This window comes from Streptomyces sp. 4N124, from assembly GCF_052245395.1.
Taxonomy (GTDB): domain Bacteria; phylum Actinomycetota; class Actinomycetes; order Streptomycetales; family Streptomycetaceae; genus Streptomyces.
This window is the reverse complement of record NZ_JBQQBS010000020.1, coordinates 136,306-147,361: the sequence shown is the minus strand read 5'-3', so window position 1 is coordinate 147,361 and position 11,056 is coordinate 136,306. Positions and strand designations below refer to the sequence as shown.

At 68.8% G+C, this 11,056-nt stretch carries 10 protein-coding genes and 1 pseudogene; 2 read left to right on the top strand and 9 right to left on the bottom strand.

Translation table 11 applies throughout. The features are described 5' to 3' along the window. Window positions 1-3: 3 nt before the first annotated feature. The 3 genes from ACTWQO_RS21885 to ACTWQO_RS21875 form a co-directional block, all read right to left on the bottom strand. Window positions 4-792, bottom strand: coding sequence for a hypothetical protein (locus ACTWQO_RS21885; protein WP_443239019.1), 789 nt, complete (start codon window positions 790-792; stop codon window positions 4-6). Continuing rightward, window positions 789-956, bottom strand: a complete 168-nt coding sequence (locus ACTWQO_RS21880) for a hypothetical protein (protein ID WP_443239020.1) — start codon at window positions 954-956, stop codon at window positions 789-791. Before ACTWQO_RS21880 ends, ACTWQO_RS21885 begins: the two co-directional genes overlap by 4 nt. 292 nt (window positions 957-1,248) lie before the next feature. Then, the gene (locus tag ACTWQO_RS21875) at window positions 1,249-1,935 is read right to left on the bottom strand and encodes a TetR/AcrR family transcriptional regulator (protein ID WP_443239014.1); all 687 of its coding nucleotides are present in this window, start codon (window positions 1,933-1,935) and stop codon (window positions 1,249-1,251) included. 109 nt (window positions 1,936-2,044) lie between these two features. Here ACTWQO_RS21875 and ACTWQO_RS21870 point away from each other — a divergent pair, with 109 nt between their 5' ends. Both ACTWQO_RS21870 and ACTWQO_RS21865 read left to right on the top strand, forming a co-directional pair. Further along, window positions 2,045-3,178, top strand: coding sequence for an FAD-dependent oxidoreductase (locus ACTWQO_RS21870; RefSeq protein ID WP_443239013.1), 1,134 nt, complete (start codon window positions 2,045-2,047; stop codon window positions 3,176-3,178). Window positions 3,179-3,426: 248 nt separating this feature from the next. Then, a complete protein-coding gene (locus ACTWQO_RS21865) occupies window positions 3,427-3,801 on the top strand; it encodes a hypothetical protein (RefSeq protein ID WP_443239012.1) in 375 nt (124 codons plus the stop codon). Between the two features lie 38 nt (window positions 3,802-3,839). On the opposite strand, the pseudogene ACTWQO_RS21860 reads toward ACTWQO_RS21865, so the two are convergent. The 6 genes and pseudogenes from ACTWQO_RS21860 to ACTWQO_RS21835 all read right to left on the bottom strand — a co-directional run bounded on the left by ACTWQO_RS21860 (window position 3,840) and on the right by ACTWQO_RS21835 (window position 11,054). Beyond that, window positions 3,840-4,698: pseudogene (locus tag ACTWQO_RS21860) on the bottom strand (IS5 family transposase). 153 nt (window positions 4,699-4,851) lie between these two features. After that, on the bottom strand, window positions 4,852-5,157 hold the full coding sequence (locus ACTWQO_RS21855) for a hypothetical protein (RefSeq protein ID WP_443239011.1): 306 nt from the start codon (window positions 5,155-5,157) through the stop codon (window positions 4,852-4,854). A 3-nt stretch (window positions 5,158-5,160) separates the two neighbouring features. Continuing rightward, window positions 5,161-5,583: a DUF6192 family protein gene (locus ACTWQO_RS21850; protein WP_443239010.1), complete on the bottom strand. Its 423-nt coding sequence runs from the start codon at window positions 5,581-5,583 to the stop codon at window positions 5,161-5,163. A 68-nt stretch (window positions 5,584-5,651) separates the two neighbouring features. Beyond that, on the bottom strand, window positions 5,652-6,947 hold the full coding sequence (locus tag ACTWQO_RS21845) for an MFS transporter (protein WP_443239009.1): 1,296 nt from the start codon (window positions 6,945-6,947) through the stop codon (window positions 5,652-5,654). Window positions 6,948-7,545: 598 nt separating this feature from the next. Then, window positions 7,546-8,286 (bottom strand): GNAT family N-acetyltransferase, encoded by a 741-nt coding sequence (locus tag ACTWQO_RS21840; RefSeq protein ID WP_443239018.1) that lies wholly within the window; start codon window positions 8,284-8,286, stop codon window positions 7,546-7,548. Between the two features lie 560 nt (window positions 8,287-8,846). Next, window positions 8,847-11,054, bottom strand: coding sequence for an MMPL family transporter (locus ACTWQO_RS21835; RefSeq protein ID WP_443239008.1), 2,208 nt, complete (start codon window positions 11,052-11,054; stop codon window positions 8,847-8,849). Between the last annotated feature and the right edge of the window lie 2 nt (window positions 11,055-11,056).

Sequence of the window (11,056 nt, the reverse complement as noted above, 5' to 3'; positions counted from 1 at the left end):
CACCTACACCGACCTCGCCAACACCCTCCACCTCCTCGACGACAATGAAACAGCCGCAGCCTTCCACCAACGCGCCCACCACCTCACCCACCAATGCACAGGCGAAAACCCCACCACCCCCACCCACCCACACCCCACACACAGGTAACGACCAACCCAGCCCAGCCCAGCAGCCAGCCGAAAACCCCACCACCACCCACACACGCCGAAGCACCCCACACCAAACCGCGACACACCCTCCGCCACCACCCGCCCGGCGGGCTCCAGGTCGGCCGCGCCGAGGAAGTCGGCGACCTTCCCCGGCATGTCGAGGGTGACCGGCAGTTCCGGGGCGGGGGCGTCCTCGATGGCGGTGTGGTCTGGCAGGAGGTCGGCGACGGCCGTGCGGATCGCGCCGTGGTCGCGGGCGAGGGCGGCGATGGAGCGGCCTTCCAGATACGCGGTGCGTACGGTGTCGGTCTTCGTGGCCGCCAGGGCGGGGCGACGCCCGCCCTCGCTGCCCTTGGCCTCGGCGGCGCGCAGTCCGTCGTAGGTCAGTTCGCACTGAAGGTCGCGCTGGAGGTCGCCGGCGGCGGCGAGGGTCTGCACCATGAACTTCACGGTGGAGAGCAGGTCTCCGGTGCGCGGGTGGCGGGCGGTGAGGTCCCTGGCGGAGAACGCGCCGTCGTGGATGCGCAGTGCCACCTGCTCGCGGTGCAGGACGTCGAGCACATCGAGGATGCGCCCGCTGCCGCGTACGAGGCGGACCATCTCGGAGATGTGGACGGTGTCGCCCGGCCTCGCGTACGTCAGCAGCTCGCGGAACTTGGGGCGCTGGAGGGGGTGGAGGCGGCTGGGAGTGCCGGGGCCTCCTCGAAGGCGACCGGGTCCTCGATCCCGGCCTCGTCCAGGACGAGGTTCTGCCGGGCGGTCGACTGCTGGTCGGTCGAGACGCGCCTGTAGACCAGGTTCGCCACCGAGGGGCCCCTTCCGGACGGAGGGTCGGCCCCTATCTGTCGTCAAACCCTGTCAGCAATCACCATCGGATCTGATCGGATTCGCGCCGCCGCGAACCCCTGGACTGCACGGGTTCATTGGACGCGTCGGCCACCTGTCGGCAAACGAATCGTATGCCGACAGGACCGAGCGGTCGGGTAAGGAAGTGAGAGGGGCGCCCGCTGCAGGTCAGCCGAGGCTGGCATCGCGCCGCGGCGTACGGATGCGCACCAGCAGGGCGGCGCCGCAGGGGACAGCGAGTGTCGGGGTCTTCTAGCGCAGGGCTGAGATGCCGGCGAGAAAGATGTCTACCCCGACGAGGAACTGCTCGCGATCGTCGTGCTCGCCCAACTGAGTCGCCGCCGCGTGCACAAACGGGTACCGGCCCGGGTCGATCTGCGCCCATTGCGTGGCGGCGTTCTCCAGGAAGGTCTTTCGGTCCGTGTCGCTGCCCGCGCGGAGCCGTGCGTTCGCGGCGTTCTGCGCGGCGACACCGAGAACGTAGTTCACGAGCGTGCCGGCCGCGTCGAAGCGCGCCTTTTCCGGAACACCGAGGGCGTCCAGCAGGCGGCCGACGCCCTCGTAGAAGTCCAGCAGAGCGGGCCGCCACGGTTGGCGGGAGAATTCCGCACCGACCCAGGGGTGGGCGTCGATCGCGTCGAACAGGCCGAGGGTGAGGACGCGCAGAGCAGTACGCGGATCCGCGTCGGCAACCGCGCCGGACATTACGCCCGTGATGACCTCGTCAGCGGCCGTCGCGAGCAGATCATTCTTGTCCGCGACGTGGTGGTAGATCGCCCCGTAGCCGGTGCTCAGGCGCACGGTGAGTGCGCGCAGCGTCAGCGCCTTCTCGCCGCCACTGTCCAGCATCTCGATCGCGGTCTGGATGATCAGCTCCCTCGACAGGCTGTCCGTCCGCCGCGGAGCCCGCGCAGATCCCTTCGCTGTCCTCTTCGCCATGACCCCAGCATCGCATGAATGGAGCGTCGATCCAACTTCGTGTTAGCGTGATTGGAGTGGCGATCCAAAGGGGGCGTCACGGCACCCCGCAAGGGGTTAGGAGGACACCATGACGACACCCGTCACGATCATCGGAGCAGGCCTGGGCGGGCTGACACTGGCTCGTGTACTGCACGTGCACGGCATCCCCGCCACGGTCTACGAGGCGGAGCCCGCGCCGGACGCCCGCCGCCAGGGCGGCCTGCTCGACCTACACCCCCACAGCGGGCAGGCCGCTCTGGAAGCGGCCGGGCTGATCGAGGAGTTCCACAAGCTGATCCTCCCGGGCCGCGAGGCGTACCGGGTCATGGACCAGGAGGGGAACGTGTTGCTCGACCTGCCTGACGACGGAACCGGCGAACGCCCGGAGGCACCGCGCGGCGAACTCCGGCAGATGCTCCTCGACTCCCTGCCCCCCGGCACCGTCCGCTGGCGCCGCAAAGTCACCGCGGTGCGGACCCTCGGCGACGGCCGCCACCAGATCGACTTCGCCGACAGCACCACCGCCGTCGCGGACCTGCTCATCGGCGCCGACGGAGCCTGGTCGCGCGTACGGCCGCTGCTCTCGACAGCCGCTCCGGAGTACTTCGGCGTCTGCAGCGTGGAGACGTTCCTTTTCGACGCAGAAACCCTCCACCGCGCTTCCGCGGAGGCGGTCGGAGCCGGCTCGCTGTTCGCGCTCGCACCGGGCAGGGGACTACTGGCCCACCGTGAAGGCGGCGGAACCCTGCACACCTACGCGCAACTGAAGAAGCCCCAGGACTGGTTCACTGCCCTCGACACCACCGATGCCGCAGCCCTCACCTCACGGGTTGCAAGGGAATTCGACGGGTGGGCTCCCGCACTCACCGCCCTGATCACCGACAGCAACACCCCGCCGGCCCTGCGCCCCATCTTCACGCTGTCGGCCGGGCACCACTGGGAGCGCGTGCCTGGGGTGACCCTGCTCGGCGATGCCGCCCACCTCCGGGCACCGAACGGTGAAGGCGCCAACCTGGCCATGCAGGACGGCGCCGAACTCGGCCGAGCCCTCGCCGCGCACCCGGGCGATGCGGAGACCGCGCTCGCCGCGCACGAACAAGCCATGCTCGCCCGCGCCGCAGCTGTGGAAGCGGACGACGACGGCTTCTACACGATCATGATCGACGACCACGCGCCCCACAGCTTGCTCGCCCTGATGACCGGCGCCGAACTGAATGCGTGATCCGCAACTGCGCGTACAGCGGCAGGCCGACCCGACGCAGTGCCCCGCTACACAAGGTGAGTTCTGAACTCTGATGTGTTGGCACCTATCTGAGCTTAGTGAGTGTTTTCGAACTTCTACGTCCTGTTCTCCGGGCTGGGGTGGGCTCTAGCCTGAGCATGACCAGTAACGGGGAAGGGTGTGCGGTGAGGCACCGAAGGCACCGGAGCTCGCTCAGCCGTCTACAGCTGTTTGTTCTCAGGCTGGTCATGACGGGGGCCACCCGCGATCAACTGTGGACAGCGGCTGCCTATGTCGAGCGATTCCGCCACTCCCCAGGGGTGTCCAAGCTGGGGCTGCTCCTTGAAGCCGACATGTGGGCCCTCCACGTCGAGAAGCAGCGCTCGCATACCGAGGCTCGCTCTGTGTTGGAGTGTCCGGAAGCGCCGGCCATCAGGGCAGCCTTGCTGGAGCACGGATGCCTCCATCCACACGGGCTGCAGCGGGCAGTCGAGTACTACGACAGTCTTGGCTCGGTTCGTGAGAGTGTCGACCTGGCAGCCCAAGATGCCAGACAGAAGCGCGAAGAGGCCAAGCGGAAGCGCGAAGAGGATGACTGGCGTCACTATCAGGCGCCAGATTGACATGTCTTGTCAGACACGAGCCGTCCTCGTAGGCCGGCTCAGCCGGTGGGATTCGGCTTCTTTGCCCACCCGCGGGCTGGCTTCTTCCGGGTCAGCCGCCTGGTCATGAGGGTGATGAGCGACCAGTTCAGATGAGCCTCAGAGTGCTGCGGGAGGCGCTCGTAATCTCGGGCGTTGCGGCGGGCGCTCATGATCCATCCCAGTGTGCGCTCAACACGCCAGCGACGCGGGAGGACGACGAACCCTTTGGCGCCCTTGGGGCGGGAGACGGTCTTGAGGGTGATGTGGAGGAAGTCCTCTGCCCAGGGGACGAGTTTGCCGGCGTAGGCGGAGTCGGCCCAGACCTGGGTGATCTGGGGGTGGGGTGAGACGTAGTCGCCAGAGCAGTTCGCGGGCGGCGTCCCGGTCCTGCATGTCGGCGGGCGTCACCATGATCATCACGGGGAAGCCCTTCGTGTCCACCGCGATGTGTCTCTTCCGTCCATTGATCACTTTCGCGGGATCGAATCCGCGAGTCACCCGGCTCACCGTGGTGGCGCCCTTGACCGACTGCGAGTCGATGATCAGCGTGACCGGGTAGGGGCATCGTCCCAGGCCAATGCCGAGACGACGACGGAGCTGATCGCGGATGAAGGTGACGACGCCGCGGCGGTTCCATCGGGCGAAGAACCCGTAAACCGTCTCCCACGGAGGGAAGTCGGCCGGGAGGGCTCTCCACTTCGCGCCGTTGTCGGTGATGTAGCGGATGCCGTCGACGATCTGCCGGCGGGGCCACTTCTCGGGGTGCCCGCCGGTCTTGGTCTGGCAGGCCGGGACGGGCAATAGGGGTTCGAGAAGGGCCCACTCGGCGATCGTGGTGTCGGACGGGTAGCGGCGACGGCGGGCAGGGTTCGGCATGGCGGGCTCGTTGCACGGCGCGGAGGAGACGGATGGGCGGTTACTTCGAGAGCTGGGCGAGAGTCGCGGTGACCCCGGTGAGCTGGGCGGATACCAGTTGGGCCCATTCCTCGTCGGGGCAGCGGGCCAGGTGCGGGGCGAGCGTGCCCGTGATCATCCGGGTGAGGCGGCCGAGGGCTGGGCGAGCTGTTTCTTCTCGTACTCGATCCAGTCCGCGGGGTCGTCGGAGAACATGTAGCCGTCCTTGTGCCGCCAGGTGATCGGGGTGAGGTTCTCCGCGGCGCCGACGTCGCGAAGGTGCCGGATACCGCGCTGGACCTGGGACTGCTTCAGCCTGGTGGCGGCGACGAGCTGGACGGTGTGCAGGCCGGCCGGTCTGGCTTCCATCAGCGCGACGCGGACCAGGTCGCCGTAGTGCTCCGACAGCGGCTGGGCCGGGCGGCGAGGGCTGCGGGCCATGGCCTACTCGCCCTTGAGGAGCTGGGCGAGCTGCTCGTCGAGGGTGAACTCTCCGTTGTCGACGGCTCCTTCGAGCCAGTCGGCCGCCGCGCGGACCCGGCCGATCTGCCGCCGCACGGTCTCGCGCTCGTCGTCGGTGAACTCCTGGCCTCGCATGCGGGGCACCAGCCGGCCCAGCGTGCCGACGAAGCCGTGGCAGGTGCCGACCAGGTCGAGGTACTCGATGGTGTGCTCGATCTTGTACACGGTATTCCACGGCCCGTAGCGTTCCGGCAGGTCACGCCAGGAGATCCCGGTGCGGATCTTGTAGACCATCCCGTTGACGACCTGCCGGTCCTCCACACGGGGTCGCCCCGTCGCGGCCCTGGGTATCAGCGGAGCGAGCAACTCCCACTCCCGGTCGGTGAGTTCATGACGACGTACCACGACACCACGATCCACCACCCGGGTGATCTTTGAAAAGGGACCCTGGGTGCCCCGGCCGGGAGCCGGAGTCAGTCCGCGGTCTTCGTGAAGTCCAGGTCGGCATGGCGGACGGCGTGGGAGGCGGTGGAGACCGTGGCGCCGAGCATGCTGATGCAGCCGAAAAGGAGGAAGGTGGGGCCGGCGCCCCACCCTTCCACCAGGAGGCCGAAGAGCGGGAACATCACCGGGGTGATGCCGACCGCGCTGAGCGCCTGGACGGAGGCGACCCGGCCCTGGAAGGCGAGGGCGGTGTTGGCCTGCATCAGGGCCAGGGCCAGACCGCCGCAGAGGCCGGAGACCAGGCCGGAGACGAGCGCCACGGCGACCGCGAGGGCGAGGTTCGGCATGACGCCGATCAGGCCGATGCCGGCGGAGGCGACGAGCAGGGTGATGTTGTGCCAGTGGCCGGCCCGAGGGAAGCGGCCGCGCACGACGAGCAGGAGCGAGGTCGTGCAGACGCCGGCGCTGAGGGCGGCGTTCACCCAGGCACCGCCGGAGGGGCCCCAGCCGCGTTCCTCGGCGAGCACGATGACGCCGATCGCCATCGGCGGGATGCAGCCGATCATGGAGAGCAGTCCGGAGAGGACGAGCGGGCCGACGACGGGCTCGTGGCGCAGGTAGACGATGCCGTCGACCAGGTCGCGGCGGGCAGTGGAGTCCGCGGCGGACTGTTCCTCGGGCGGCAGCGGGGCGAGCCGGACCGCGACCAGGAGGAGCAGCGAGAGGGTGAAGAGGATGCCGGTCACGGCGAACGCGGCGGCGGGGCCGCCGAGCCCCATCGAGAACCCGGCGAGCGGCGGACCGGCGATGTGGCCGGACCGCTGCACCAGATTGCGCAGGCTCTGCACCCGCATCAGCTGGTCGCGGCCGGTGAGCCGGGGCGGCATGGCTCCGACCGCCGGCATGAACAGGGCGTCCACGACGCCGAAGACGAGGGCTAGCGCGACGAGCAACCAGAGGCCGGGGGTGCTGAACGCGAGCGCTGCGGCGGCCGCGAGGATCACCACAGCGCGGACCGCGTCGGAGGAGATGACCACCCGACGCGGGCCGAACCGGTCGGCGATCACACCGCCGCCGAGCATGAGGATCGCCCGGGGTATCGCGCCGACCGCCATCACCAGGCCGACCTGGGCCGGTCCGGCCACCTTCTGCGCGGCCCAGCCAAGCGCCACGAAGTAGGCGGCATCGCCGACCACGGAGAACGTGTAGGCGATCAGCCAGCGCAGGACGTTGCCGTCCCGGTGCACCGGGGTGGAGGGGGTGACGGCCACGGCGGGGGCGGGCGGGGCCGCTTCGTCAATGGGTTCATCTGCTCGCGAGGTCACAAACGCGCATGATCTCCCACAACGTCGGCCCCGTACACGGAATTACCGGCCGGATGCCATGACCCTCCGCCGGCGGACTGCGGCACCTCCCTGGTGACGTCCGCGGCAGGTCGCCCGCGCTGCCGCGCTCCGGGGCCGCCGCCGTCAGCCGCTACCAGCGGACAGGGATACTCCGGACGTCACGGATGAGGAGGCCGGGGATCCAGGGAAGCGGCGGTCACCCTCGCATCGTTCCTGCTCTGGGCAAGATCCGTTTGAAGACGGACCCTTAGTGCTGGGTTCCTCTTTCGCTGGGCGTATGTCCTGGTGGCGGGGTAGTTGAGGGTGCTCGGGGCGGGTACTGGACGATGGTTTTACGGGCACAACCGGGGCGGGATGACGCCACCGAGCCGGATGTCGTCCTGGCCTCGGGTGCTCCGGCGGGGCACGGCTTGGGGCCGATAGGCAGGCTCCCGACGACCGCCCGGACGGGGACGGCGTTTGGTGACCCGGTCGGCGGCGCCATAGCCCGGCCGGCATGGCTCCTTGTAGCGCTGCTCCGGGCGCCGTGCGTGGATACAACGGCGAGGCTGCGGAGCGGCGCTGACGAGGATTCAGCTCACTCCTTCAGGGCGAAGAAGCGCATCGGTGTGTTCGGGACGAAACCGATGCGCGGATACACCGGTGTTCCGGCGGCGGTCGCGTGCAGCGTGGCGCGGGTCAGTCCTGTGGCCCTGCCGCCCTCGTGCAGCGCCTTCCGCGTTACTGCCTCCCCGTAGCCTCGTCGCTCCCACTCCGGGGCGGTTGCGACGAGCACGACGAACAGGCGCCCTGCCGCCTCCATCGTGGCGGCGCACGTCACCGGGAGACCGTCCCGCATGCCCAGGTAGGCGTGCACCTCCTTCTTCCACAACTCGGAGCCGCCGATCCCGTCCCGCCCGGCTTCGAGAGGGAAACCGTAGGCGCGCGAGTTCAAATCTGCGTAGGCCTCGAGCTGTTCGTCGGTCGTGACGCGCGCGAAGGTCAGCTCGGGATGGACCGGCTCGGGGAGGGGGAGCAGGTCGCCCGCCATGCCGGTGCCTGAGAAGGCGTACTCGAGACCCGCGCGCTCGGTCATCGCGCCGAGTGTCGTGCGAGCCTCCTCGCCCAGGAGATCGTCGAAGATCCACAGGAAGCCGGGGCGGCTCTTCTGCCGCATGATCTCCGCAGCCTGCTGCACCCGTTGCTCGACGAGCCGGGCATCGGCATGGACCTCGGTCAAGGTGAGGCAGTTCCAGAAGGCGAACTCGCAGTCCGCCCACCGCACGGCAATGCCCGGGAGGTCCCGCACGTCGGCGTGCGGGTCCCGGTCGAGCACCATGGCCCGCCATCCGACGGTGAGTTGCTCCACAGATTCGACCGCTTCGTTGAGGTTGGTCACTGCTACTCCTAGGGTCAGAGTCGGGCTACTGGCGCTATGTCGACGCCCGTGCCTTGCGAATGATCGACCGCCACCGCGGGAGTGATCCGGTTCCGCGCCGACCAACCGCGCCATCTGACTCTGCGCCGTCCACGTCGAACGATTCATCGGTACCGAAAAGGGTTATCACCATAAACGGCTGGGACGGAGGGCATTGTGAAGAGGAGCGGGGTCTCCACCAGGTGACCGCGCCCCTCCCGGCCGAGCTGCCCCTGACGGCTGTGAACTGCCCGGCACACCGTTCATGACCACGGTGACAGCGGCCAGGTCCGAGACATCTCCGGCCCATGGGTGGATGTCCGCGTTGTCCAGGGCCGTCTTGAGCCGTCCAATACAGAGGCGCCTCCCCGCGGCACACGAGCACCGGGGTGAACCCATCGGCGGGAACTGGTGCGCCATGCGTCCCCGAGGCCGCCCACGGGCATCCAGGGCAATGGCAATCCCGAGCCTGGCGTGCGGACTCAGACGTTGACCAGTCCGCAGTCCTGGTTGGGGTCCGCGGTTCGGCCTGCCAGCACCTTGTGCAGGCGTTCGCCTTCGACGTCGACGTTGGGCAGGATCCGGTCCAGCCACTTGGGCAGCCACCACGCCTTGTGGCCAAGGAGCGCGAGTACGGCCGGTACGACGGCCATGCGGATGATGAATGCGTCGAAGAGGACCGCGATGGCCAGGCAGAAGCCCATCAGCTTGATCATCTGCTCGCCGGAGCTGATGAAGCCGGAGAAGACCGCGATCATGATGACGGCTGCAGCGGTGACCACCCGGGCGCCGAGCTGGAATCCGGTGACGATGGCTTGGCGTGGGTCCTCCCCGTGGACGTACGCCTCCCGTATGCGGGTGACGAGGAAGACTTCGTAGTCCATCGCGAGGCCGAAGATCACACCGACCATGAAGATGGGGATCATCGCGACGATCGGGCCGGTCTCCTCCACGCCGAACAGTGAGCCCAGCCAGCCCCACTGGAAGACGACGACGACTGCGCCGAGGGCGGCAAGCACAGAGAGCAGGAAGCCGAGGGCTGCCTTGAGGGGAACCAGGATGGACCGGAACACGGCCATGAGCAGCAGGAAGGCGAGGCCGACGACGAGGGCCAGGTAGGGCATCAGGGCGTCGTTCATCTTCTGCGAGAAGTCAATGTTCATCGCGGTGGCCCCGGTGACGAGGACCGTGCTGCCGGTGTCGGCCTTGATGCCGGTACCTGCACGGCGGATGTCGTGGACCAGGGTCTTGGTCTGTTCCGAGGACGGGCGGGCCTTGGGCACCACGGTGATCATCGCGGTGTCGCCGGCCTTGTTGAGGACGGGCTGGGTGACGGAGTCGACGCCGTCCATGGCGTTGATGTCGTCGGCGGTGCGCGCGGCGGCGGCCTTGGTGCCGTCGACGACGACCAGCAGCGGGCCGTTGAAGCCCGGGCCGAAGCTGTCCGCGAGCAGATCGTAGGCGCGGCGCTGCGTGGTGGAGGTCGGCTGCGAGCCGTCGTCCGGCATGCCCAGGTTGAGAGAGGCGGCGGGCACGGCCACGGCGCCGAGGCCGAGGACGCCGATGAGCAACACCCACAGGGGGCGGCGCAGCACGAAGCGTCCCCAGCGGGTACCCGCATTCTCCTTCGCCGGCTGGGGCGGCGTGCCGGCAGCGGACTTGGCAGCCCGGCGGTCCTTGCGACTGAGGATGCGCTTGCCCGTGAAACCGAGCAGGGCGGGTACCAGGGTCAGCGCGATCAGTACGGCGATCAGGACAGTGCCGGCGGCTGCAAGCCCCATCTTGGTGAGGGTCGGGATGTCGGCCACGGTCAGACCGGCCAGGGCGATCACCACAGTCAGGCCGGCGAAGACCACGGCGGATCCGGCCGTGCCCAGGGCCCGTCCGGCTGCTTCCTCGCGGTCGTGGCCGTCGGCCAGTTCGGCCCGGTAGCGGGAGACGATGAACAGGGCGTAGTCGATGCAGACCGCCAGGCCGATCATCATCGCCAGGGTGGAGGAACTGCTGTCCAGGCCCAGGGGGTTGGCCAGGATCATGATGCCGGCGATACCTGTGGCGACGCCGAGGATGGCAGTGAACAGGGGCAGGCCGGCGGCGATCAGCGAGCCGAAGGTAATGACCAGGACGACCGCGGCGATGGCGATGCCGATGACTTCCCCGGCGCCGGACTCAGGCTGCGGTGCCAGGGCATCACCGCCGATCTCCACCTGAAGGCCCTCGGCCTTGGCGTTCTGGCCGGAGTTCTCCAGCGCGTGCCTGGTCGTGTCGGTCAGTTCTTCGCCGCCGACCTTGTAGAAGACCTCGGTGTAGGCGGTCGTGCCGTCCGAGCTGACGCTCGCCTCAGTGAACGGGTCGGTGACCGAAGCCACCTGCTGGGAGCCGGACTTGAGGTCCTTGACGGTGCTCTCGACCGTGGCCTTGTAGGCCGGATCGGTGATCTGCTGCCCCTGCGGCGCCTTGAACACGACGCGGGCCGTGGCCCCGTCGGCACCGCCGCCGGGGAAGCGCTGGTCGAGCAGGTCGAACGCCTTCTGGGCCTCGGTGCCGGGGATAGAGAAGGAACTGGGGGGTGCGCTGGCGGCGGTGGCGGCACCGAAGCCGGCGAGGGCGAGTAGCGCCACCCAGATCAAGGCGACCAGGCGCCGGCGCCTGAAGGCCAGACGGCCGAGCTTGTACAGGAATGTGGCCACGA

Bases quoted from the DNA above. Each gene is read 5' to 3' on its own strand.
- ACTWQO_RS21875 (WP_443239014.1), bottom strand. From the start codon at position 1,935: ATGGCGAAGAGGACAGCGAAGGGATCTGCGCGGGCTCCGCGGCGGACG.
- ACTWQO_RS21870 (WP_443239013.1), top strand. From the start codon at position 2,045: ATGACGACACCCGTCACGATCATCGGAGCAGGCCTGGGCGGGCTGACA.
- ACTWQO_RS21865 (WP_443239012.1), top strand. From the start codon at position 3,427: ATGACGGGGGCCACCCGCGATCAACTGTGGACAGCGGCTGCCTATGTC.
- ACTWQO_RS21855 (WP_443239011.1), bottom strand. From the start codon at position 5,157: ATGGCCCGCAGCCCTCGCCGCCCGGCCCAGCCGCTGTCGGAGCACTAC.
- ACTWQO_RS21840 (WP_443239018.1), bottom strand. From the start codon at position 8,286: ATGGTGCTCGACCGGGACCCGCACGCCGACGTGCGGGACCTCCCGGGC.